This window comes from Brunnivagina elsteri CCALA 953 (genome assembly GCF_002289455.1).
GTDB lineage: Bacteria > Cyanobacteriota > Cyanobacteriia > Cyanobacteriales > Nostocaceae > Brunnivagina > Brunnivagina elsteri.
In genome coordinates this window covers 1-22,714 of the sequence record NZ_NTFS01000030.1, presented here as the reverse complement: position 1 = coordinate 22,714, position 22,714 = coordinate 1, and the positions used below count along the sequence as shown (strand labels likewise).

Here is a 22,714-nt window from a genome sequence, read left to right as displayed (position 1 = left end):
AGAAATACTCGATTTATGCTGTTGTCGAAGAAAATCGATTCACACGAAAAACTTTCCCAGTTAATGTCGATTCTGGAAAAATTACCGTATTAATATTAGTAGCTAGTCTATTCCAGACTAGATCATCTTTACAGGCAATTATGCCAGCATGGTCAGGTTTAATTTTATGTAATTTAAAAAAATCACGACGATTAATAGTTAACACAGCCCGATTTTCTAATGTTGCAAAATCTAACACCATATCATCAGAAATTCCAGCTTTGCCAGCTTCTTGTATCGTGAGAACATCATGCCCAAAAGTCCTTAATAATTCTACCGCATGACGGGGAAATTGCTCATCCGCTAACAACCTTGCCATAAATATTGGATGATATTTTAAGAAAAATCTAAAATTGCGTCAGCTTCTTCTTGTTCGCGTATTGCAGTATCAATTTCATGAGGAAATGCTTCAGCATAAAGCCATGCTGTCACCAAGTCAGCTGCACTAAGTTGAGGATATTCATCAAGAATATCAGCATCTTTAGCACCTTGTCGTTGATAACTTACCAACAACCAAACAGGAATACGTGTTCCGGCAATGCAAGCATCAGTACCCATCACACCAGGAGTTTTGGTAATTCCACGATGATTATTACCAATGTTTTGGGTAAGAATACGGATTGCCTCAACTTTTTGGGCTGGGGTTAGGGATAGTAACTGAGTTTCTAACTCTTGGGCTGTCATTGGAAAAGATATCAAGGATTAGCTATATTTTAACGAAGATTTAGGAATTTATGATATTTAAATAATGCTTTACTCAAATTATTTTTTTATTCACACAAAACTCAACCAATTAAATATATCTTCCACCGTTAATTGCCAATTATCTAAAACATCCAAAACTGGTAAAATATCTTGCTTTTCTTTTACTTCCGGTAATTGATTGGGTTTAAAAACAGTAATCGATTCATCATCAGCGTCAATAAGATAGCCTAACTTTGTCCCATTTTGAATGCAAAATAGAATTTTACGAATCACTTTGTTGGCAGATTGTTCTGGTGAGAGAATTTCAATAATCCAATCTGGAGCAATTTCAAATTTATTGGCAATTCTTCCCTTTTCATCGAGAGGGATTTTTTGCCATTCAAATACAGCAATATCCGGTACGATTGACTTACCAGCAAAAGTACAACGCAATTCGGTAAAAGCGTAAGCTAACTTTTTTGCTTTTCCTGCTTGATTCACAGCAGAAGCTAATTCAACTTGTAAAGTACTGTGTTTTCCTTGTGGCATAGGTTTTTGGTAGATTTCCCCATCAAAATATTCGCTAGCTGGCTTAGTTTCCGACAGCTTTAAAAAGTCATCTAAACTGAGTACTGATATTGGTTGAATAGATAACGTCATAAATAATAATTCCTTATTTTTCAGAATTCAGAAGTCAGAATAGTAAAAAAACCGAGAACTTAATTAAACAATAATTAAACACATTATTCATCTTGGAGAGTTTCGATTAATAAATCAACCTGCTGTTGACGTTCCTGCAAAAAGCGATCGCACTGTTTCAAACCCTCCACAGCAGTTGCAAACTGGCTAAACACATCCACCAAATCCAAATCCCCAGCTTCAATCTTGGTAATAATCTCCTCAACCTCCCTCACTTTCTCCTCATAACTCCAATTATCTTCCTTCTTTCCAGCTTTACCCTTAACCATCAGCCTCTTTGCGCTCCATTACCTTCACCTTCACGCTACCATCACCCAACAGCACAGACAACTCCTCCCCCACAGATACTTGAGAGTGCGATCGCGCAATTTCCCCATTCTCCTTTCTAACTACCGCATACCCCCGCAATAAAACAGCTTTTGGATCGAGACTCGTTAACTTTTGCCGCAACATCTCCACATGCTGCCGAGACTGCTGTAACCTGCCAGATGTGGCTTGCAACAACCTCTGACGTTTCCAAGCTAACTTCTGCTGCTCCTGGGACATTTGCTTGTTTAACCCTACCCTTTGCAAGCGATTTCTTAAACCCTGCAACCTATCCTCAGCATCTCCCAACAAAAACCGCACAGCATCAAATAACCCATCAATTCGGTTTAAATGCTGATTATACAAATCCGTCAACGCAGGAATAACCCTTTCCGCAGCAGCAGTTGGGGTATGCACGCATACATCAGCAGCCAAATCAGCCAAAGACTCATCCCGTTGATGTCCAATACCCGTAATTACCGGAATTCTACAATTCGCAACAGCCCGCACTACCCGTTCATCGTTAAAACAAGCCAATTCCTCAACCGCACCACCTCCACGGGACAAAATTAATACCTCAGCACGTCCGTCTTTCTCCACCCGTTGAATCGCTTTAACGATAGAATTGGGTGCTTCCTCCCCTTGAACAACCGCAGGGGAAAATAACACATGTAACCCCGGATACCGACCCCGTAATGTTCTTTGGATATCTCCCCAAGCCGCAGCAGTCGGAGATGTTACCACGGCTATATGCTGGGGATGTAAAGGAATACCTCTTTTTCTCTCATCATCAAATAGTCCTTCCACTTCCAAGCTATTTTTTAGTTGCTTATATCGTAGAGCTTGCAAGCCTTCCCCAGCAGGTAAAACTTGCCACACCTGAAGCTGGTATTCTCCACGGGAAGGATATAACCTGATGCTACCCAAAATAATCACCTGTTCCCCCTGGTTGGGCATTTGCATCAATTTGGGGACTTGGCTTTTCCAGGTGACACATTTTATTGATGCTGTTCCTCCGGGGTCTTGGAGTGTAAAAAATAACCCAACACGGTGATTGTTGGCGCTGGAAACTTCGCCAATTACCCAGATGTGGTGAAGAATTTCGTTTTCTTCCAAAATTAACTGGATATATTCAGTTAAACCTGCAACGGAAATGGCTGTATCTGGTACGGAAGGAGTCGAGAAGTCGAGTGTCATGGGCAATGTTTAACGTTGTTTACACATTGTTATTGTTGCAAATCCAACGCCTCTTGTAGCAGTTTTCATTTGTGATGTAGAGAAAAACGGTTGTTTACCCTTTTATTTGCGATGTATGCATAAATAAAGGCATAAATAAAGGGATAAATAAAGCCATAAATAAAGAGGGCGAACAACTGTACTCCGAAACGGAGAAGCAAGCTACGCCCCTACGATGTATTATTGTGTGGTTTGATAATTTTCGTTATGGAAATTACCTGAATATTTTCGGCGAATTACCTGCCATTACATCCTTGACAGAGCAAGTATTTTGGCAAGCTTTTCCTTTGTTAAACCTTGTAATTCATTGATGTCCAGCCATTCCTCTTTCACCAAGCGGGCAAAAACAAAAATTAGAAACGAATATCTATAATCATATTTACCGTCAATATCATGTCTTTTTGCACTCAAAAAATCGTGTAGACTCCACATATCATCAAGCTGTGCGATCGCACCTGCTTTTTCCTGTACTAATGCCATCAGTGACTTAATTTCTCGCTTGTAAGCTCTATCAAATGCTTCCTTGGCTACTTCTTGTTCTATTTTGGACCACTCAGTATCAATCACTTGCATATCGAATCCGAATTTATACTTAAAATACACGTATTTAACATTCTTATCTATTCTATTAGAATAACAGGGTAAAAATAAAGGTGTTATCTAAATAAATAGCTAAAAATTTGATTCAAAAAGCTTTTTTCTTTTGCCTTTTTAATTTTTTCTTGTTCTACTAAATATATAATTATCCTCAGAAAGCAAAGCGCTCTAAATATAGAGCGCAAGCATGATATTAAAAGCCAAAATCTACAAAATATTTTGGCTAACAAAAGGAATAAATTCGGATGCTAATCGGTGGATTACCGCTTTAGCGAGCTAAATTTAGGAGTTCCTTAGGAGATGCGAGTAAATCAATCGCGACAAAGAAAATTTTGCCATCAGGATTGAGCAAAAATCTCCAAGCAATATTCATCCCCACACCAGCACCAAACCAAGGAGTTTGGACTTTGCCAGTGACTTTGATTTGGGTATAACCGTCTTCTGCTGGTTCTAAAACACCTTGTTCAGGAATTAACTTCAGGTTTTGACATTCATCCCTAAAGAATCGCATCACTGCTTCTTGTCCAACAATTGGTCTTTGGAAAGGAGGTTGCAGCGCACCATCTGGTGTAAATAACTTAATCAATGCCTCAAAGTCGTTGGCATTCATATTATCTATGTAGCTCAACACAGTAGGATTATCCACACCTTTAATTGCCACTGCTGTCCGTTGTGACATCTCTTTCGGTGGTTCAACAGGTTCGGAAACCCTTGTGTAGCTACCCATCTTATTCACGTCATATCCCATGTCAACAACGGCATTTCGCAATACCGTAATTTGCTGACCGGGATCTAAATTTTGAATCGCCAACAGCACAGCCGAAGCATTTGCAGAAAGCTTATAACCTTCAGGAATTGGGGCAACAATTCCCTGTTCCATCCACTCTCCAAGTTGATACCAAAAACCCAGTTTAATGTTTGGAGACCAAACTGTATAAGCTCGACAAATAGGTGCGTCAGTACGATTTGTCAAATCGCACATTGCCTGGGTTTGTTCAAGAAACGACATCTTTTTGATTTGATTCAACGTTCCTTCAGCCAAAACCATACTAGCTGCACCAGGAGCAGCAACTGTAATTGTCTTACCCATTTCCAGATAAGCAAACCACACTAACGCAAGTTGGTCTTCTGCACTAAGTTGAGCAAATCTGGCGATTGTAGCTGGAACTACATCCGCAGCTAAAGTTCCAGGGAAAATATTACGAGCGGAGTCAATAGAAAATGGCATAGTATAGACTGCCTCACTAAGTTTGCAATCAGCAACAAGATTAAGCTAGAAGCCTTCCAGGATAGAAAAAATTACCCTTTGGGTTTAGCAGCTTGCTGGGAGGAATTAATCCTCAAACAACTGCTTCACTTCCCAATCTTAAAATATCATGAGCTTTTGTAACATAACCAACAAAATAACTTTAATTGGTAATTGGAAATCCGAACTAAAAAAGAATTGACGAAGGTGTCTTTGTATGTAGTTATTCGATTATCGGGTTTCGACACCATACAAATCCCAGAGGGTGAGAATTTTTTGTTTGACGAGCGATCGCGCATCAGTTTGGGTAGATTAATGTTTCCTGCTCTTTGTACTTTAGTAATAAACCTTATTTTAGTGTGATGTGCCCCCACAAGTTCTGTTGCTAACTCTGAGGTGTGATATCTTGGCGGTTGGGGTTAAGGCAGTCCTTCAACTCAATTTCTGCTTGACTCAGTTTGGGGTTAGTCTTGAGGTTAAAAGCTCGCTGAAGCTGATCGTTGCCCATTTCGTCCCAGGCACGCTTGAAGCTTGGCTGGCTGAGTTGCTTTGGTAAGCAACTAATGAGAGCGCTTAGACGCTCATCACCTTTGGCAGGAGTTGCGATCAAAGCCAGAGGATTGGGCATGGCTAACGCTGAGTTAAAGGAAAGTCCTGGTAGCCAGATTAAGCCAGCCAGAAATCCTGTGAGGATTGTGCGACGCAGTAAATTCAAAAATTGGTTAAAGCTGAACATTGTCAAATTTCCTTTTCCTAAGCAAGCTGATTTTTGAAACTTAAGTGAGAGCAGCAGAGAACCCTTCCGTTGGATAGCCCATTGCTTTCCAGGCTGCTAGACCATTTAACAGTTCTGCGACATTTTCATAACCCGCTTCACGTAGATTGAATGCTGCTTCGGTGGTTTGCTCATTCGTTTCACCGTAAACATAAATGTCACGGATTAGTTCAAGATTCGCGATCGCACAAGCAACTAGTTTGTTCATTGGCATCGAAACTGCTCCCGTGATGTGGGTGGCATTGAAGGTATTAAGGTCTCTGACATCAACGATTGTCAAGGCTGGTTCACCCCAATCGAGACGCTCTTTAAGACTAGTAATGCTAGACTTATCTTCGATTGGTTTGGGAATGGGAATGAATTTAGAAGTGGGAATGAATTTAGAAAAGATACTCATATTTCGCCTTTGGTGTATTACTAACAACATTTGATTCGATTCAGTGTCAAACAGTTGACTGAAAACTGCGATTCTGCTCATTCTTCTAGAAAAAGTAAGGATTACTTTCCAGTTTTACAAAGAGGCAAAATCCATATCTAATTTCCACTGTTGTTTCAGAATCTCCTGATACATCCTTTCCCGAATCATCATCTGCTTATGTTGCAAAATCAAGAACTCTTGAGCTTGTTCACGGGACATTTGCTGCACTTGATCAATAAACTTTATAAGACTGAATTCTTGCTCTAAAGTTATTTCGATAGGCTGATCCATAACGTTCTCCTGTAACCCAATTAGGGTAAAAACTGCTGTTTAATGTTGTACTACCTATGTTTTAGGCTTCAATATTTCGTTGCTCATCGAATTCTTGACTGTACATGCTCTGAAGGGGTGACAATCTAGCTTTAAAGCTCTATACAGTGAGGATTAGAAAAGATTGATTAGGAAAAAGATAAACGTTTTTACTCGTTTTTCTAGATACATGAGTAAAGTTAAGCCAAGGCTCATCCATCACGTACTTTTTGGATTCGACGGCATAGTTGTTTAGCCTGCCGAATTCTTCAATTACTAAACAGCTTTCTATGATCTCTGTTTTTTTGGTTTTGTTCTGTTGTGTAAATTAAACTTAACAGTTTTGTAACAAAACTGCAACATTTATTGCCAAATAAAATAAATAATGATAAGGAAATTATCCAAATTACCCTGTATGGAATACATTCAAACAGTTTGGGGACAGCGACTATCTGATAGTCGCTGTCCCACAAATAGTATTGGTATAGCTCTTTTGGGAAGGTAATTTTTATCTTGGCGTAAAGCCTAAAGTTTATGTAGCACAGGAATTGTAGCCTTAAGGCTAGAGTCGGTGTGGGCTATTGGAACTTGAGCCAGCAGAATTTTCCTTCAAAAAAGATTAAAGTTTATCCTTGGTTTCAACACCATATAAATCGCAAAGGGTGAGAATTTTTTGTTTGACGAGCGATCGCGTACATTACTCCAGAGATATAATTACACAATCTGGTGTGTATTGCATAATTTGTCGGATGTTTCTAAAAACTAGTTAGGAGTAAGTCAGTTCATGCTGCTTGGAGAAGTTCGCGGTGCAATTGCCATTAGTTTTGGTGCAGTTGCAGGTGCGCTGAGTCGTTACTACCTGGCAAATTGGTTTTCACAGCGCTTCGGAACCAGTTTTCCCTATGGAACTTTCTGGATTAATCTCAGTGGTTGTTTTGGTATGGGTTTTTTTGCCACATTCACCTTAACCCGGACAGAACTAATTTCTCCCGAATTGCGTTTATTAATTGGAACGGGTTTTTTAGGTGCATATACAACTTTTTCCACCTATGGTTTAGAAACCTTCGTCTTGTTACGCACAGGAAATACCCTCCCCATTATTTTATATTGGGGAGGTAGTGCAATCTTAGGTGTTGTTTGTGTCTGGTTAGGGGCGATACTAGCTTGGTTATGGGTGGGTAAAGGCTAGAAATTTAGTTAGAGATTTAAACTTGATCATTGGTTTCAATATGATATAAGTCGCACAGAGTGAGAATTTTTTGTTTGACGAGCGATCGCACATTCTCCGGAGATATAATTACACAATCTGGTGTGTACTGCATCACCTCCCGAATAAACCAAAATGTAAATGAAACCCTTCTCAGTACATTCTTTACACGTTGTTGTTCAGGTATCCATTCATTCAATTTATCTTCGGGTTTCGCTTGGTAAGCAAAAGCCAAACGACCAAATAAATGCATGGACACCTCTATTTCCGCTAAATGCGATCGCCATTTCCCATCAATAGTTGTGACAGCAGCATCTTGAATCCGATCTAAACGCAAACACCAATTATGTTTTAATTCCTCAATATCGAGATTACCTTCCGTCTCCTCACACCAGCAATCAAGGTATTGACGCTTTTCGTGATTAGTAATTACAGCATGGCGAACTGTAAAATTAAATACTCTATGGGATGCGTCTTCATAAGAAATCTGAAAGGGTTGCTGGCGCAAAATGTATTTATCAACTTGCAAACGCCATGCTGGAGGGGTATTTCCGAGAAAAGCCTCGATTTCACCACGCAAAGGTAAAGATAATTCTCCACGTTCTAAAAGTAACTTAGCTATTTCCTGGGCTTGTTCGGTTTGACCCATGTCAACTAAAGCACTTATACACCGATGTAACGCACGGATACGGGATTCCTTCCAATCATTATTGTTACCGATGATTAACTCACGACGTGCGATCGCTTCCACTAACCTAGATACATTCGGCTTTTCTCCCCATTTCATCCCAAACTCTAACGCTAGAGCTTCCAACTCAGCTTTATCTCTTTCTGATATTGATAGTGTTATCGACTGACCTTTTCGACTCATTATGTTTAATTTTAAATTATACGGACACTTTTATCCGTAAGTATCTTGTCAACTTCTATTTTGCATGGCAATATAAGGATTAACAACAGTTTACGGACACAAAATTAAGCATATATCCGATTACAGTATTTCTAGTTGTTCCAACATCAAGCTGCTGAAAATATAGATTTGTTAGAACATTAAATAAGTAGGCAAAATCAGCGAGGAATCATCATGACTACAGATAATCTACTTGCTCGAATTTCTATCGATCCGAATATTTGCTTTGGTAAACCTTGCATTCGTGGACATCGTATCTGGGTTTCGATGATTTTGGATTACTTAGCTGGGGGAACCACAATGGAGGAAGTTCTTGAAGCTTATCCCAGCATTGAAAGAGACGACATTCTTGCTTGTATTGCCTATGGTGCTGAGATGTCACGAGGTGCTTTCGTGGAAATTCCTTTAACTAAAAAAAGGAAGCAACCGCGTGAATTTAAAGTTAGATGAAAATATTGATACTCGTGTTGTCAGTTTGTTGTGTTTAGCGGGACACGATGTTGCAACTGTACTGGGACAAGGTTTGATGTCAGCACCAGATGAGGAAGTAATTGAAGTTTGTCGCAGTGAGGGTAGATGTTTAGTTACTTGCGATAGAGGTTTTGGCAATCGGGTTAAATATAATCCCTCAAATTATCCAGGAATTGTCATTATTCGTTTGCCTTCTCGATATATTTTTGCTGACTGGCAACAAGCAATAGAGACACTAAATCAAGGATTAGAGTCAGCAGAAGTTACAGGGAAGTTGTGGATTATTCAAGGTGGCAGTATTCAGGAATATCAACCAATTGAGCCAGATGTATGATTGATAAAAGTATCTACCCAGTTAATTTAAAATCAGTATATTCATCACCAGCAGAGTCAGAATTACAAGATGTAATATTACCTAGTAATTGGAAGCTTTCTTGGCATCAAGCAGAAACTCTAAAAGCATTACGCGACCCGAATATTGACGTTATTATAAATACCGCAATGACGGGAGATGGTAAAAGCTTGGCAGCATATTTGGAAGTGCTTCAGGGAGAATATTCTGCTATTGGGCTTTACCCAACAAACGAACTTGCACGCGACCAAGAGATACAAATTAAGGGATATATTGACACTTTTAAACCTGCTAATAATCCTCGTGTGGCAAGATTGAGTAGTGCAGAGTTAGAGATTTATGCTGAGAATGAAGGGTTAAAAAAAAGCGCCGCAATTTCAACACTGACAAATCAACGGGAAGTTATACTTACCAATCCCGATATTTTACATTACTTACATCGCGGAGCTTATTTAATTCCTGGTGATAGCCCTGATAAACTTTGGGGAAGAATTGATAAGGACTTTGACCTATTTATTTTTGATGAATTCCATGTTTTTGCAGCACCACAAATCGCTGGTGTAATTAACACAATGTTGTTAATTAATTGTACTAATCGGAAGAAAAAGTTTCTCTTTCTCTCTGCAACACCTGATATAGATTTTATTGATAAGTTAAAAATAGCAGGTTTTCGCTGCCAAGAAATTTATCCTTTAGATAATAATAAATATAGTTTTCCCGATAATAAAGAAGAAGAGAAAAAATTACAGAATCAAAATTGGCGACAGGTATCGCACTCAATAAATCTAAATTTTGTGTCTTTAGAACCATCATTTAAAGCTTCGGAAACTTGGATAAAAGAAAACAGCAATTTAATTTTGGATTATTTTCAGAATCATCCAGGTAGTAAAGGTGCGATTATTCTCAATTCCATTGCCGCAGTTAAGCGACTTGTGCCATTCTTTCAAGAACTTTTTCAAACACATAATTTAACTGTTGGCGAAAATACTGGTTTATCGGGAAAAATCACAAAAGAAAAATCACTTTTAGCAGACTTAGTTTTTGGTACGAGTACAATTGATGTTGGTGTCGATTTCAAAATAAATCTATTAATATTTGAATCTTCCGACGCAGGTAATTTCATTCAGCGTTTGGGAAGGTTGGGAAGACATGATAGTTATAATAAAGACGGTGAGGATATTAAATTTGATAAATATACCGCTTACGCACTAGTTCCAAACTTTTTAGTTGAACGGTTATTTTTAGGAGATAATCCACCTTTAGAAAATACTGGAAATTACGATCGCACATTTTTGAATACTACAATCAAGGATCAATATCGCCAAGTTAACGATTTTCGCGGCTATTATCAGCGCTGGGGTACTGTACAGTCATTTTACTTGTGTCATAAATTGAGCGATCGCACTATTCAACAACAATACGCTCAAAGCCGTGAGAAGTTCCAAAAAGCGTGTGAAAGTATATTTAATACTAGTCTTAAATCAATAGCTGGACGTGTTTCTGGTTGGGCAAAAAGTTGGAAAGAACAATCGGGAAAGTCTGGAAATCCTATTGCTGATGATGCATCTAGTTTCCGTGGATCGAGTCCATTGCAATGTGGTTTGTACGATTTGACAGAAGAAAACGAAGTAGACAGGTTTAAAACCTACGATTTACCAGGAATATTGGGGAATTTGGAAATCGAAATGTGGACGGAAGCAGGATTTATACGGGCACTTAAAGAAACCGCACAGCGAACTGGACAAGCAATTCCCAAGGGTAAGTACGAGCATTGTTTGGGATTTATGAAATTGCGTTCTTACCGTGAGGAACGGTTGAATTGGAAATTTGTATATCTGGGAGACTTGCAAGGAATTGCAGATGCGTGGAAAGTGCAAGTGCTGACGGGGATTGAAGTTTGGCAACCCGATAATAATTACATTAGGGATATTAACAAGCGGTTGAAAAAACAGGGGTTAGTTTGCTATGTGCTGCGTCGTCCAATTGCAGAGGTGAGAAATAAGTTGCGTTTACCAATGCACTTTCAACTGTACCCAATGTGTGACGAACATAGTTTACATGATAGTAGTGCGCCTTATGCGATCGCGTTTGGTCAGTCTGCGTTGTTACTGGACACTTTAGCTTACACCTTTAAGAGTAAGGGGGATGAAATATGGATAGCTTCGAGTTGAAATCCCTGATAGGGATTAAGAAATCATGCAAACCTATATTTGACGATGGATTGCAGATTTAGGTGGGAAGGCTTAAGCCTACAAGTGTAGCTTCGGAAGTTTCAATCCCTGATAGGGATTATTCACCACCTCGAATAATTCCGGCTAATCTCTATTAATTTAGAGCTAAGTATCCGATTACTGATAGGGATTATTCACCACCTCGAATAATTCCGGCGGTGCCTACATTCACACCCACTCTTATCTTATATCGAATATGGAGTTTCAATCCCTAATAGGAAAAGTAATTTTTACCCATAAAAAAATATTATGTCAATACATAAAGTACCAGATTTAAATCTGCACATCTTTTTCCCCTGCAATATCTAAGGCAAAGATCGAATCACATGATTTTCAATGGTCTTCCGAAGCTAAACTTAATTTTGATGTGTTATTATTCAGATGGTGGCATCAGCCTTCAAGTATAGGGACGGAAATTCGTTGTTATTGAAATTCAGGTATAAAAAATATTTGGCGGCTATGGTATTTACTAACTTTAGTCCCATAAATGTTTTTGCATTTGATATCCTCTCGACGCTAACACGACTCTTTGATGGGTAAAGCTACCATTCACAAAAATATATGAATGGAGTTCAAATACATGAGTTTTTGCAAACAGTTGGAACTCTTTGATATGCGTCCTTACACCACTAAGCAGTTTGTCTCTAAGGAACAGTTCATAACTCTTGGTGTATCTGAACTGCATTTCAAGAATGTTTTACAACCTATCGAGTACATACAGCTAGAACTAAACTTGTTTCCCTCAGTATCAAATTTAATGGAAATTGAGTTTCTAGAATTAGCAGCATAAAAATTGATGGGGGTTTAAAAATAATTATTTTTAAAATCCCCTTCCTATAAATATTAAAATTACTTAGGAATGATGATTTATTAATATGCAATTCTTTGTAGGTTGGGTGTAGGCTTTGCGTAACCCAACATGAATATCTACACCATTGAGAGTTGTATTTTATTTAATTCAGATTTCTTAATAGATTACTTGAAACGTATCTCTGGTAAAAAAGGAAGGATACACAACAAGCTTGTTTAATATATTCACCTCTAAAATAAGCAACATCTATTCCCACTATGAATAAACCCAATTCAGAAGAATACAGAAATTTATTAGTGGAAGTAAAACAGCGTATTCGTTCAGCACAATACGCAGCACTTAAAGCTGTTAATAAAGAACTAATTACACTTTACTGGGATATCGGCAAAATGATTGTCACCCGTCAAGAAGGTGCTACTTGGGGTAAATCAGTTGTTGAGCAATTAGCAAAAGACTTACAAAATGAATTTCCTGGTATTAGTGGATTTTCATCTCGTAATATCTGGAATATGCGTAGTTTCTATGTTGAGTATCATCAAAATCAAAAACTGCAACCATTGGTTGCAGAAATTGCTTGGACTCACAACTTAGTCATTTTAGAAAAGTGTAAAGATGCTTTTGAACGCGAATTTTATATTAAAATGACTCGCAAGTTTGGCTGGACTAAAAATGTGTTAATCCACCAAATTGAAAATCAAACTTACGAAAAAACTCTGCTCAATCAAACTAATTTTGAACAAACTGTTTCGGAAGAAATTCGCAACCAAGCAAAGTTAGCTGTTAAAGACGAATACACCTTTGACTTTTTAGAATTAGCAGACGAACATAGCGAACGACAGTTAGAGCAAGCAATTCTGACGAGAGTTGAACCATTCCTGCAAGAAATGGGTGGAATGTTTGCCTTTATTGGCAGTCAATATCGACTAGAAATAGATGATGAGGAATATTTCATAGATATTTTGCTATACCATCGGATTCTCAAATGTCTGGTTGCAGTTGAGCTAAAAATCGGTAAGTTTTTACCTGAATATGTTGGCAAAATGCAGTTTTATTTGGCAGCATTAGATGACAAAGTAAGGCAACCTGACGAAAATCCATCGATTGGAATTATTCTTTGTAAATCTAAAAATAAAACGATTGTTGAATATGCATTACGAGAATCAAATAAGCCAATTGGTGTAGCAACTTATCAAATAGTTTCTACAGTACCACAAGAATTAAAAAATCAGCTTCCCACACCAGAGCAAGTAGCAAAACTTTTGCAGGGAATAGAGTAAAAAATTAGGGGCACAAAATGGCTAAAAAAACAAAAGATTCCTCAGAATCTAAACAGCTTTCATTATTTGAAAGTGGATTAGATTTAAACTCAGAAATTACAGATGAAGCAGATGATAACTGCTTAGAGGGTAATTTTGGCTTCGATGGTGATTCTGACAGAACTATCGAAAGCAAAAGTGAATTACTCACTCTTAAGCTATTACGGGAAGCAGTGCGATCGCAAAATCCCGATGACCAAGTAATGGCAGATTTCTGCGAATATGTATTACCAAAATTGCTGAGTATTGCTATTGGAGTTACAGCAAAAGGTGGTAAGTTCTTTGATGAAATCGACGAAAAGCGAAAAGCAAAAGGAGAAACTAAGGTTAGACGCGATAATGCTGCCGATCAATCTTTAAATACTCATTTACTGAATGGATTATTTCCGGCAAATTTAATCGAAAGACGTTTGCATAAACTCGATACCACAGTGCAACGACTGGTAAAGGAACGGGAACGGAGATTAGTAATTGCTGGGTTTATTCTCCACGATTTTGAAAAATTTCCTGATGTTCCTAATGATTGCCGCAAATTACCGCTCAAAGAACATCAGCAAATTATTGATGAAAAGGTAAGACAATTAGGACTAGATAAATTTATCGATTCAGAAAATCTCGAAGCTTATAAAGAGTATATTGATGATTTGTTGTGTATGGCTTACAATGCACAACGACGCTGGGATACTAACTGGAATTTTTCCGAATTTGGCTTAAATCCGATTCTTAAAGATAGAACACTTCGCAGTTTATCAGATTTAACTTGTCTTGCGGATTCTCTTGCTTCCATTATTAAACATCCTCAAGATGCGGAAAATCCTAGACTGAATGAAATTATTCATAGTTTAAGTGATGGGAAATTAAAATTTACATATCACCGCATTTCTGAAAACCGAGGTGTGTTAACAAATGTGGTAAATAATGCCTTGATTCAAGTACATACTAAACTCAATACAGATGAAAATATCTATTACGAACCTCTGTTATATCTACCAACAGGAGTAATTTACCTAGCTCAACGAAATGCTCCAGCTATCTCCTTAGAAGATGTACCAAATCAAGTTATTGAAAATATCAAGTCACTTTGTTCGAGACAGCTAGAACTCAGACAAACGGGTTTTGGTCGTGATGGGAAAGGAATGAAATACGCTGAGTATTACAATTTATTTTTTGATGAAATTGGCTTGATGAAAGTTGGTTTAGATGCTACACTCAGGATACTAAATCCTAATAAAGGTTCAGTTGCAAAAAGTCGTAGTGATAATCTAGTTAAGTTTCAACAGCAAAATGTATTATCTGCCGATTATGACTTTAAATTTGCGGATGATATTCGGATTGACCAAATAGCAGAATTTGGGGATTTAATTAGTCGAAAAATTTTGGGTGAAAGTGTAAATAGAATTGAAGCTGTTTGTAAAAAAGATAAAAATTTACCCAAATTAACGCAGTTCGATTTAACTCACAAAGTTGCAGAATTTTGGAACCTAACAGAATATCTACCCCAAATTCGAGAAATTCAACGCATTAATGAAAGTCTCAAGGAAAATAAGTTAAAGGGTAATACTGGGGGAGTTCCCTATGAATGGTATTATCTTGCAGCTAAATATCTAGAAAAACATCCTGGAATTGAAAATGTTCGGGAAAGTTGCCAGAAAGTTATTGGATATATTAATAACTTAATTTCTCCAATTATTTCCCAGTACGAATTAGCCGATGGTTGGAATGATTTGCGACTCTGGGTAAAACAAGTCGTTATGTTACCAGGCAATCAAGAAATGCAAACAGCCGATAATTTTTTGAACGAGTTTAATAATTACAATGCTGCTAAAAAATCTGGACGGGGAAGACAGTTAATTTGTTCTATTTCCCATTCTGCTTACAGTGTTACCGAACAAATGGAATCTGCGGTTTTATTTACTCCCCAGGTTTATACAAATAAACAAATGTTGAATGGTTCTAATGCCAAGCGCAATATTTCCAGTATTGCCGGATTGGAAATGATGTTACGGCAAATTTTGATGAACCAAACCCAAGCAGTAGGTAAACGATTTGAAGATGGGAAATATCGCTACCTCTACTTTTACCCGACTTACTATTTCACCCCGGAAACTAATAAGTTTTTGCAAAAAGCCTATACTGGAATTTCTCAAACTCGATTCGATACAAGCATTCGTAATCACTTTATCAGTAAAGACTTACAAGCTGATTTCGATAAAGTAAAATATCAGAATGTTGATGCTTTTTTAATTGATGAAAACTTAGATTCAGAAAAAGATAGAACATTTAAACTCTCCTATCCAGATGACCAACCTTTGACATTTTACTTCATGGCAATGCCACCAGGAAGGGACAGCAGTGACACCGAATCTTGGATAATGCCAACTTGGCTAGCATTCGCTTTTCCGATGATTTTAGATGTGAAAACAGTGGTTTCTGAGTCACCAATTCCTCCCTTTAATGATGGTGCAGAATTTGAAGAAAGCGTATTTCTTGATAGCGCACCTCATGCTTTCCGAACTTTGGTAGGAAGAGATAGATTTCGACTTGATTATATCCTTGAAGGATGGAAAGAAAATAATAAATCCTATCCTGCACCACTAAATGTACTTACAGCAGCTTATGCCATACATTTAGATGTTAATGCCAAAAGTGGAAAGTCTGGTTATGATGCAAACTGGGGTAGATTCACAGAGTTAGCAAAGGATTTTGAAACTACTCCTCTTTATGTATTTGCTTATCTGAATCGTTGGGTAAGAAATCAAGGAGTGGAGACAGCACGCATTGAAAAAATTAGACTTTATGCTTATCAATTTTATCCCTGTTTTGACCCCTATGCACAATATGATTTTGAATCAAAGGAATGGAAATTAATGGCAGAATCACAATTGAATCATCCGAAAAAGCTAACCGATTTGTATCGTAAGTTTTACCGAGCGAACAAACGCTATAATCCCAAATCTAACGCAGTATTAAAACCAATAGATATTGCTGCGGAAACAATCCTAAAAGCCGAAACAAGCGTTTTTGCTGGAGAAACATTAGTCGCAGCAGTCGCAGCAGAAGTATTCAAACTAATGGATAGGGTTCATGCAAATACTGCCGATGGACGCTGGATAATGAACAAACGTGAAGAAGAAAGACAAGCAGTTTTAGATTTTGCGAGGTATTTTGTGATGGAAGTTTTTGAAAAATCATTTTCATGCGATCGCGCACGTTTAGCAGGTAGACAATTGAACTTAATTAAAGATACTTGTGAGTTTTTATATCGCTTAGAAGATGATAAGGAAAATGCAAATAAAAACATTCAAGAGAATGAGCAAGAAAAAGCTGAAGCCTAAAATTGCAATCAGCTAATTTTCTCTAATTTCAATCTTGAAAATATTGGATTACACTCCATTTTACCCAAACTAGACTAACTATTGTTTACTTAACTAGGAAACAAATCATGCCATTTCTAAAAACCGTTGATGCTAAATTCTTCCATGCTGAAATTCCCTACAAACCAATGGGTAAGTATGTTCATTTTTTGACGATTCGAGTTACAGAATCTTATCCACTATTTCAAACAGATAGCGAACTAAATAAAGCAAGGGTAAGAGCGGGAATCGTTGATAAAACGACAATTAGTAGACTTTCGATGTTCAAACGCAAGCAATCAACCCCAGAACGTTTAGTCGGTAGGGAATTATTACGTAATTATGGCTTAATGACTGCTGAAGAATGTGAATATAATGTCAAATTTGCAATGAATAACCCCGATTGTATTATTTACGGATTTGCGATCGGTGATTCCGGTTCAGAAAAATCAAAAGTAGTCGTCGATACGGCATTTTCGATTAAATCCTTCGATGAATCCCATGAAACATTTACCCTCAATGCACCCTTTGAAAATGGTACGATGGCATCTAAGGGTGAAAATGGTTCTAAAGTGGGTGAGGTGACAAGTAGAATTAATCAACAAGACCATATTAAACCTCAAGTATTCTTCCCCAGTATCGTCACATTAAAAGACCCTACAGAAGCAAGTTTTTTGTATGTATTTAATAACATCCTGCGAACTCGCCATTATGGAGCGCAGACTACCCGTACTGGAAGGGTTAGAAATGAATTAATTGGGGTTATATTTGCCGATGGTGAAATAGTTAGTAACTTACGTTGGACTCAGGCAATTTATGACTACATGAAAAACCATAATACTCTGCATTCACCCGATCCATTAAATGAAGATGAAGTATTTGAAGCTGCAAAAGTTTCTATCTCAACATTAATGGAGGAAGAATTTATTGTGCATGAAGATTTTTTTGACGAAAGTTTTGCTGCATTACTTAAAGAAGTAAAAGCGATTACTGCAAACGAAGAAGAACTTAAAAAAATGCTGAAAAAAGCCGATGATGAATCAAAAGCCTATGCAAAATTACACATCAAAGGTAAAAAAGCAAGTGCAGCAACGGAGTAAAAATTATGGTTTTTATTTACCGTTGTCAAATTGAATTACACGATAGCGTTTATTACGCAACCCGTGAAATCGGTAGACTCTACGAAACTGAACCCATAATTCATAATTACGCACTCTGCTACGCACTAGGATTAGTAGATAGCGAAAAATATGCAACAACTGTCCCAGAAGAACATTCCTATCGCTATTTTTGCCCCGAACAAGTACCCAAATATGAGGAACATTTAACCCCGCTAAATCAACAGGGTATTTATGTAACACCAGCTTCTTCTATCAGTCATACATCCATACTCAATACATGGAAATATGCGAATAATAATTACCATGTGGAAATGGAAAAAACCCAAAAGAATATCCCTAGTTTTGGCAGAGCAAAAGAGATTGCACCAGAAAGTATATTTGAGTTTTTTGTAATTTCTCAAAATGAATTAAAGCTAGCAAAATGGATTCGCTTGGGTAAATGGATGAGTAAAGCTGAGGTGACTGTGGAAAAATTACCACAACCAAAAACTAAGACTGATTTATTTATCTGTACCCATCCTTTAAATCCATTGGATGTCATGTTTACCAATCAAGTAATTAGTTACGATGTGGTAAATATGCCTCCAGTTAGTTTGATTCAAAATGTGCAAATGCGCGGACAATATTACTACTTTGAAAAGGTCAAAGATGTTAGATTACCCGTGAATATGTCATACCGTTTTCGGAATTAAATTTTGGACGCAAATTATTGCGTCCTATTTCCCAAAACCAGAACTACGCTTTTTAGGTTTCACAGATTGATTTGCTAGTAATTCCTTCACAAAATCTCCTTTGTCTTGTAAAAATAATTTGCGAGTACGCTGCTTTTGATATGTTTTTAATTCTGCTGCAAGGGGATGATTAGAATCGATTTTTAGGTGAGTTATAGAAACAACATAAGCTGTAGTATCTGTTGCATCGGATGTTAAAGCACAGGAAATTCCACCATCATCACCACTATAAAGAACAGAATTAACTTCATATTCCTTGTCAGGATTGGCAATTTCTCCTTTTTCTTTTAACATTCGCAAAAATTGCTTTCCAGGACGTACTTTAATTGGTAAGCTGGCTTTTAATTTCTCGGTTAGTGCCATAGCTACATTGCGATCGTCAATTTTCATAAGTTTTTTCTCCTAAGTTTTACCTTTTTCAAAATTGTTTATCTAGTTTATAACCCATGCCACATAGCTTAATTCTCAACCTCATTCCCCAGTCAACTATCTATCCACAATTCTTAACAGGGAGACACTACCATGCATTATTTCTTAACCTTGTCAGTTCAGTCGATCGCACTTTAGGAGATATCCTTCATGACTCTACCGCAGATAAGTGTTTTACCCTTTCTCCTTTACAAGTAAAGATGGATGGGGGAAGACACAGAGACAAGGGAAGAAGTCATGTATTACAGTATCAGCAGCAAGAACCGATTTCTCTTGGTACTACCTGTTGGTGGAGGATATCGTTACTTGATGACATGCTATTTAGCAAACTAACGCAACTATGGCTTAATATTAATCCCGAACAACCTTGGCATCTCGGTTCTGCGGATTTATTTATTACTAGTATCCAAGGTACACCACAGTCTATGCAACCTTGGGCAAATGCTTGTAGTTACTCTCAATTATACGATCGCACCAGTAATATTCAGAAAACAATCGATTTTGTCTTTGCAACACCAACTGCTTTCCGTCAAGGGAGTTATGACAATGGGTTGCCGACTAGGGATTTGGTTTTTAAAAGTTTGTTACAACGCTGGAATAAATATAGTGGGATGGAGTTTGGTTCGGAGTTTATTGAGTCGATTTATCCGAGTTTTTTTAATATCAAAACTGAAATTGCTAGTGATTCTCGCAGTAAGTTTATTGGCTGTGTTGGTGAGATTAGCTACCGAATTATGGGTGAGATTGAAGCTGAGGGAGTTAAACAAATTAATACTCTTGCTGACTTTGCTTTGTATGCTGGTGTGGGACGAAAAACAACGATGGGAATGGGAATGGTGAGGAGAATTTAATCAGTATACTATAAACGGCTTAAATCTTGATGAATGTAGAACCCCACCGCCTGTGGCACCTCCCCTTGCTAAGGGGAGGTTTGGGGGGAAACAAGAACCCAGTTCCAGTTCTCTCTCCGCTATTTGTGAGGGTTCAGGTGGGGTTTAAATAATCTGCGGCTTCATGAGTAATTGGTATAACAGGTAAAAAGATAAAAGGGAAAAGTAAAGTCCCATCAATAAATTTAGAAAAGATGGAAATATTCATTTCTAGAAATTACTGATTATTCCCATGTCTTAAAATTCAAAATCTAAAATTAAAAGCCCAAAATCTAAAACCCAAAATCAAATGACTGAATATATTCCGATTGCGGCATTAAATCAATATGCTTATTGCTCGCATCGCTGTTGGAGAATACATTGTATTGGCGATTTTATCGATAATCAATACACAATTGAAGGCACTAGTTTACATGAAAGAGTACATACAACAGGTGAAGGAAACCGAGAAGAAATTTGGCAAGTTAGAGCGATTTGGTTGAAGTCTGAAGAATATAAGTTAATTGGTAAGTCTGATTTAATCGAATTAGAGGATGGTGAATTTTATCCAGTTGAATATAAACGTGGGAAAAAAGGTGAATGGGATAATGATGAATTGCAAGTTTGCGCTCAAGCTTTGTGTTTGGAGGAAATGACGGGGAAAGTTATCAATACTGGGTATGTTTATTATGCTCAAACTCATCAAAGACAATTAGTAAAAATTAATTCGGAATTACGTCAACAAACTATTGCCACAATTCAAGATGTCACAAGATTATTAGAAACTGGAACAATGCCTAAAGCTGTTTATAGTCCACGCTGTAAAGGTTGTAGTTTGTATGAACAATGTTTACCAAAAGTTGTGGAGAAAGTGGGAAAATATTGCGAGCTTGATTGAGATAATTTTTTAATATTTTAACGCGGAGTTTCGCAAAGTTAGCGCGGAGTTACGCAGAGGTGTCTATTACTTTTTGGAGGAATTTTATGGGTACTGTTTACGTTACACAGGAAGATGCTTTTATTGCTAAGGTTGATGAAAGATTGAATGTGAAATTTGATAAAAAGACGATTTTAGATGTGCCATTAATCAAAGTTGATGGTTTGGTTGTGATGGGTAGATCGAGTATTTCTGCTGCCGCGATCGCAGAACTTATTAAAAACAAAATCCCTCTGACTTTCCTAACAATAAATGGTAAGTATATTGCCCGTTTGGAGCCAGAAATGAGTAAGAATATCTTTTTGCGAAATGCTCAGTGGAAAGCTGCTGGTGAGTCAATTCAAGCGATTCATGCAGCTAAGGGTTTTGTTAGGGGTAAGCTAAAAAATTACCGCAACTCGTTGTTAAAAACTCAGCGTAATTATCCCGATATCGATACGAGTAAGGGCATTAGTAAAATTGAAACTTCTTTAATATCTTTGGAAAAGGCAACTACAATTGATTCAATTCGGGGTTGCGAAGGTGCTGGAAGTGCGGCATACTTTGGCTGCTTTGATGACTTTATTCGTGTCGATAATTTTAGTTTCAATCATCGCAATCGTCGTCCACCAATTGACCCTGTAAATTCTCTTTTGAGCTTGGGATATTCATTATTACGTCATGATATTCAAGGTGCTTTAAATATTGTTGGATTTGACCCATATTTGGGATATCTACACACTGAACGTTATGGTAGACCATCTTTAGCGTTGGATTTAATGGAAGAATTTCGTCCTTTGGTTGTTGATTCTTTGGTTCTTGGTGCAATTAATCGGAAAATTTTCAAACCATCAGATTTTGAGACGGAACCTGTTAGTCATGCGGTTTCTCTGACTAAGGAAAAATTGCATGATTTTCTCAAGTTATATCAACAAAGGAAGCTAGATAAAATCACCCATCCTGTTTTGGGAATTAAGAAAACATATCAAGAAATTTTTGAAATCCAAGCACGTTTATTAGGTAAATATCTCATGGGGGAAATTGATAAGTATCCACCTTTAGTTATGAAGTAATCCTTAGTTACCCGGATTAATTTTTATTAACCTTTACCTCTCATATCCTCGAAAAATGATGTTTGTTGTTGTTTCCTATGATATTTCTGAAGATAAGCGTCGTACTAAAATTCATAAGATTCTTAAGTCTTATGGACAATGGATGCAGTATTCTGTTTTTGAGTGTGATTTGACCGATACTCAGTATGCTAAACTACGATCGCGTCTTTCTAAGGTGATTAAACCGAAGGAAGATAACATCCGTTTTTATACGCTTTGCGCTTGCTGTCAACCAAAGGTTGAGCGTATTGGTGGTGAAATGCCACGGGATAATACGATATTTTTTGCTTGATATTTGCTAGCTTGTTGCGCTAACCTGTGGGTGTTGGGAACGGGTTACTAAATTTAGTGGCTGAATTGTTTATTCTGTCTGGGTTTGAGCGATTTTTTCCTGGTTTGATGTTAGCGCAATTCTTGAAAGGTTCTCTATGTCTGGGTTTAAGCATTTTTTGTTGGGGTTGCTCTTGACAAGCGATCGCCTGAAATAGTATTTTAGATTAGGGAACTCCAAGAAATAAATTATCCCTCAAAAATCAAGAACTGATATTACAGGTATCAATAATAATCATTATGCAT

25 protein-coding genes are annotated in these 22,714 nt (G+C 37.5%); 13 read left to right on the top strand and 12 right to left on the bottom strand.

The genetic code is table 11. The features are described 5' to 3' along the window. Positions 1-13: 13 nt before the first annotated feature. The 10 genes from CK510_RS04615 to CK510_RS04570 all read right to left on the bottom strand — a co-directional run bounded on the left by CK510_RS04615 (position 14) and on the right by CK510_RS04570 (position 6,291). Complete coding sequence (locus CK510_RS04615; protein WP_095720575.1) at positions 14-358, bottom strand: DUF5615 family PIN-like protein; 345 nt, start codon at positions 356-358, stop codon at positions 14-16. Positions 359-375: 17 nt separating this feature from the next. Beyond that, positions 376-723 (bottom strand): DUF433 domain-containing protein, encoded by a 348-nt coding sequence (locus tag CK510_RS04610; RefSeq protein WP_095720574.1) that lies wholly within the window; start codon positions 721-723, stop codon positions 376-378. A 90-nt stretch (positions 724-813) separates the two neighbouring features. Continuing rightward, the gene (locus CK510_RS04605; RefSeq protein WP_095720573.1) at positions 814-1,383 is read right to left on the bottom strand and encodes a Uma2 family endonuclease; all 570 of its coding nucleotides are present in this window, start codon (positions 1,381-1,383) and stop codon (positions 814-816) included. An 83-nt stretch (positions 1,384-1,466) separates the two neighbouring features. Beyond that, on the bottom strand, positions 1,467-1,691 hold the full coding sequence (gene xseB, locus CK510_RS04600; protein WP_095720572.1) for an exodeoxyribonuclease VII small subunit: 225 nt from the start codon (positions 1,689-1,691) through the stop codon (positions 1,467-1,469). After that, entirely contained in the window at positions 1,684-2,925 is a 1,242-nt protein-coding gene (gene xseA / locus CK510_RS04595) for an exodeoxyribonuclease VII large subunit (RefSeq protein ID WP_095720571.1), read from the bottom strand. Before xseA ends, xseB begins: the two co-directional genes overlap by 8 nt. Before the next feature lie 285 nt (positions 2,926-3,210). Then, positions 3,211-3,537 (bottom strand): fluorescence recovery protein, encoded by a 327-nt coding sequence (frp, locus tag CK510_RS04590; protein ID WP_095720584.1) that lies wholly within the window; start codon positions 3,535-3,537, stop codon positions 3,211-3,213. A 292-nt stretch (positions 3,538-3,829) separates the two neighbouring features. Further along, positions 3,830-4,789 carry an orange carotenoid-binding protein gene (locus tag CK510_RS04585; protein WP_095720570.1) on the bottom strand — a complete coding sequence of 320 codons (960 nt, stop codon included), beginning with the start codon at positions 4,787-4,789 and terminating at the stop codon, positions 3,830-3,832. Positions 4,790-5,192: 403 nt separating this feature from the next. Then, positions 5,193-5,543: a hypothetical protein gene (locus CK510_RS04580; RefSeq protein WP_095720569.1), complete on the bottom strand. Its 351-nt coding sequence runs from the start codon at positions 5,541-5,543 to the stop codon at positions 5,193-5,195. 40 nt (positions 5,544-5,583) lie between these two features. Next, on the bottom strand, positions 5,584-5,979 hold the full coding sequence (locus CK510_RS04575; protein WP_095720583.1) for a rhodanese-like domain-containing protein: 396 nt from the start codon (positions 5,977-5,979) through the stop codon (positions 5,584-5,586). Positions 5,980-6,093: 114 nt separating this feature from the next. Next, on the bottom strand, positions 6,094-6,291 hold the full coding sequence (locus CK510_RS04570) for an NblA/ycf18 family protein (RefSeq protein ID WP_095720568.1): 198 nt from the start codon (positions 6,289-6,291) through the stop codon (positions 6,094-6,096). A gap of 802 nt (positions 6,292-7,093) precedes the next feature. Here CK510_RS04570 and crcB point away from each other — a divergent pair. Next, positions 7,094-7,498, top strand: a complete 405-nt coding sequence (gene crcB / locus CK510_RS04565; RefSeq protein ID WP_095720567.1) for a fluoride efflux transporter CrcB — start codon at positions 7,094-7,096, stop codon at positions 7,496-7,498. A 16-nt stretch (positions 7,499-7,514) separates the two neighbouring features. On the opposite strand, the gene CK510_RS04560 is transcribed toward crcB, so the two are convergent. Then, positions 7,515-8,387 (bottom strand): WYL domain-containing protein, encoded by an 873-nt coding sequence (locus CK510_RS04560; RefSeq protein WP_095720566.1) that lies wholly within the window; start codon positions 8,385-8,387, stop codon positions 7,515-7,517. A gap of 213 nt (positions 8,388-8,600) precedes the next feature. On the opposite strand from CK510_RS04560, the gene CK510_RS04555 reads away from it, so the two are divergent. From CK510_RS04555 to cas5d, 8 genes are all read left to right on the top strand, one after another. After that, on the top strand, positions 8,601-8,876 hold the full coding sequence (locus CK510_RS04555) for a DUF433 domain-containing protein (RefSeq protein WP_095720565.1): 276 nt from the start codon (positions 8,601-8,603) through the stop codon (positions 8,874-8,876). Continuing rightward, on the top strand, positions 8,857-9,231 hold the full coding sequence (locus tag CK510_RS04550) for a DUF5615 family PIN-like protein (RefSeq protein ID WP_095720564.1): 375 nt from the start codon (positions 8,857-8,859) through the stop codon (positions 9,229-9,231). Before CK510_RS04555 ends, CK510_RS04550 begins: the two co-directional genes overlap by 20 nt. After that, complete coding sequence (cas3, locus tag CK510_RS04545; protein WP_095720563.1) at positions 9,228-11,420, top strand: type I-D CRISPR-associated helicase Cas3'; 2,193 nt, start codon at positions 9,228-9,230, stop codon at positions 11,418-11,420. The genes CK510_RS04550 and cas3 overlap by 4 nt, the downstream gene beginning before the upstream one ends. A gap of 640 nt (positions 11,421-12,060) precedes the next feature. Continuing rightward, positions 12,061-12,270, top strand: a complete 210-nt coding sequence (locus CK510_RS04540) for a hypothetical protein (RefSeq protein WP_143289223.1) — start codon at positions 12,061-12,063, stop codon at positions 12,268-12,270. A gap of 278 nt (positions 12,271-12,548) precedes the next feature. Then, a complete protein-coding gene (locus CK510_RS04535) occupies positions 12,549-13,568 on the top strand; it encodes a PDDEXK nuclease domain-containing protein (protein WP_095720561.1) in 1,020 nt (339 codons plus the stop codon). A gap of 17 nt (positions 13,569-13,585) precedes the next feature. Further along, positions 13,586-16,942 (top strand): type I-D CRISPR-associated protein Cas10d/Csc3, encoded by a 3,357-nt coding sequence (cas10d, locus tag CK510_RS04530; protein WP_095720560.1) that lies wholly within the window; start codon positions 13,586-13,588, stop codon positions 16,940-16,942. 107 nt (positions 16,943-17,049) lie between these two features. Further along, positions 17,050-18,060 carry a type I-D CRISPR-associated protein Cas7/Csc2 gene (gene cas7d / locus CK510_RS04525; RefSeq protein ID WP_095720559.1) on the top strand — a complete coding sequence of 337 codons (1,011 nt, stop codon included), beginning with the start codon at positions 17,050-17,052 and terminating at the stop codon, positions 18,058-18,060. A gap of 5 nt (positions 18,061-18,065) precedes the next feature. Continuing rightward, entirely contained in the window at positions 18,066-18,773 is a 708-nt protein-coding gene (gene cas5d, locus CK510_RS04520; protein WP_095720558.1) for a type I-D CRISPR-associated protein Cas5/Csc1, read from the top strand. A gap of 24 nt (positions 18,774-18,797) precedes the next feature. Here the strand turns inward: cas5d and CK510_RS04515 are convergent, their stop codons facing one another. Continuing rightward, positions 18,798-19,202, bottom strand: coding sequence for a hypothetical protein (locus CK510_RS04515; RefSeq protein ID WP_095720557.1), 405 nt, complete (start codon positions 19,200-19,202; stop codon positions 18,798-18,800). A 56-nt stretch (positions 19,203-19,258) separates the two neighbouring features. Here CK510_RS04515 and cas6 point away from each other — a divergent pair, with 56 nt between their 5' ends. The 4 genes from cas6 (at position 19,259) to cas2 (ending at position 22,430) form a co-directional block, all read left to right on the top strand. After that, positions 19,259-20,092, top strand: coding sequence for a CRISPR-associated endoribonuclease Cas6 (cas6, locus tag CK510_RS04510; RefSeq protein ID WP_095720556.1), 834 nt, complete (start codon positions 19,259-19,261; stop codon positions 20,090-20,092). Positions 20,093-20,420: 328 nt separating this feature from the next. Further along, a complete protein-coding gene (gene cas4, locus CK510_RS04505; RefSeq protein ID WP_095720555.1) occupies positions 20,421-21,008 on the top strand; it encodes a CRISPR-associated protein Cas4 in 588 nt (195 codons plus the stop codon). Between the two features lie 86 nt (positions 21,009-21,094). Then, positions 21,095-22,099, top strand: a complete 1,005-nt coding sequence (gene cas1d, locus CK510_RS04500) for a type I-D CRISPR-associated endonuclease Cas1d (protein ID WP_095720554.1) — start codon at positions 21,095-21,097, stop codon at positions 22,097-22,099. Positions 22,100-22,157: 58 nt separating this feature from the next. Continuing rightward, positions 22,158-22,430 (top strand): CRISPR-associated endonuclease Cas2, encoded by a 273-nt coding sequence (gene cas2, locus CK510_RS04495; RefSeq protein ID WP_095720553.1) that lies wholly within the window; start codon positions 22,158-22,160, stop codon positions 22,428-22,430. Positions 22,431-22,714 lie beyond the last annotated feature (284 nt).

What these genes read in the sequence shown, in the direction of transcription:
- cas5d (WP_095720558.1), top strand. Translation starts at nt 18,066, where the DNA reads ATGGTTTTTATTTACCGTTGTCAAATTGAATTACACGATAGCGTTTAT.
- crcB (WP_095720567.1), top strand. Translation starts at nt 7,094, where the DNA reads ATGCTGCTTGGAGAAGTTCGCGGTGCAATTGCCATTAGTTTTGGTGCA.
- cas6 (WP_095720556.1), top strand. Translation starts at nt 19,259, where the DNA reads ATGCCACATAGCTTAATTCTCAACCTCATTCCCCAGTCAACTATCTAT.
- xseA (WP_095720571.1), bottom strand. Translation starts at nt 2,925, where the DNA reads ATGACACTCGACTTCTCGACTCCTTCCGTACCAGATACAGCCATTTCC.
- cas3 (WP_095720563.1), top strand. Translation starts at nt 9,228, where the DNA reads ATGATTGATAAAAGTATCTACCCAGTTAATTTAAAATCAGTATATTCA.
- xseB (WP_095720572.1), bottom strand. Translation starts at nt 1,691, where the DNA reads ATGGTTAAGGGTAAAGCTGGAAAGAAGGAAGATAATTGGAGTTATGAG.
- CK510_RS04535 (WP_095720561.1), top strand. Translation starts at nt 12,549, where the DNA reads ATGAATAAACCCAATTCAGAAGAATACAGAAATTTATTAGTGGAAGTA.
- CK510_RS04540 (WP_143289223.1), top strand. Translation starts at nt 12,061, where the DNA reads ATGAGTTTTTGCAAACAGTTGGAACTCTTTGATATGCGTCCTTACACC.
- CK510_RS04555 (WP_095720565.1), top strand. Translation starts at nt 8,601, where the DNA reads ATGACTACAGATAATCTACTTGCTCGAATTTCTATCGATCCGAATATT.
- cas4 (WP_095720555.1), top strand. Translation starts at nt 20,421, where the DNA reads ATGACTGAATATATTCCGATTGCGGCATTAAATCAATATGCTTATTGC.
- CK510_RS04610 (WP_095720574.1), bottom strand. Translation starts at nt 723, where the DNA reads ATGACAGCCCAAGAGTTAGAAACTCAGTTACTATCCCTAACCCCAGCC.
- CK510_RS04560 (WP_095720566.1), bottom strand. Translation starts at nt 8,387, where the DNA reads ATGAGTCGAAAAGGTCAGTCGATAACACTATCAATATCAGAAAGAGAT.
- CK510_RS04580 (WP_095720569.1), bottom strand. Translation starts at nt 5,543, where the DNA reads ATGTTCAGCTTTAACCAATTTTTGAATTTACTGCGTCGCACAATCCTC.
- CK510_RS04605 (WP_095720573.1), bottom strand. Translation starts at nt 1,383, where the DNA reads ATGACGTTATCTATTCAACCAATATCAGTACTCAGTTTAGATGACTTT.
- CK510_RS04585 (WP_095720570.1), bottom strand. Translation starts at nt 4,789, where the DNA reads ATGCCATTTTCTATTGACTCCGCTCGTAATATTTTCCCTGGAACTTTA.
- cas1d (WP_095720554.1), top strand. Translation starts at nt 21,095, where the DNA reads ATGGGTACTGTTTACGTTACACAGGAAGATGCTTTTATTGCTAAGGTT.
- cas7d (WP_095720559.1), top strand. Translation starts at nt 17,050, where the DNA reads ATGCCATTTCTAAAAACCGTTGATGCTAAATTCTTCCATGCTGAAATT.
- cas10d (WP_095720560.1), top strand. Translation starts at nt 13,586, where the DNA reads ATGGCTAAAAAAACAAAAGATTCCTCAGAATCTAAACAGCTTTCATTA.
- frp (WP_095720584.1), bottom strand. Translation starts at nt 3,537, where the DNA reads ATGCAAGTGATTGATACTGAGTGGTCCAAAATAGAACAAGAAGTAGCC.
- CK510_RS04615 (WP_095720575.1), bottom strand. Translation starts at nt 358, where the DNA reads ATGGCAAGGTTGTTAGCGGATGAGCAATTTCCCCGTCATGCGGTAGAA.
- cas2 (WP_095720553.1), top strand. Translation starts at nt 22,158, where the DNA reads ATGTTTGTTGTTGTTTCCTATGATATTTCTGAAGATAAGCGTCGTACT.
- CK510_RS04575 (WP_095720583.1), bottom strand. Translation starts at nt 5,979, where the DNA reads ATGAGTATCTTTTCTAAATTCATTCCCACTTCTAAATTCATTCCCATT.
- CK510_RS04515 (WP_095720557.1), bottom strand. Translation starts at nt 19,202, where the DNA reads ATGAAAATTGACGATCGCAATGTAGCTATGGCACTAACCGAGAAATTA.
- CK510_RS04570 (WP_095720568.1), bottom strand. Translation starts at nt 6,291, where the DNA reads ATGGATCAGCCTATCGAAATAACTTTAGAGCAAGAATTCAGTCTTATA.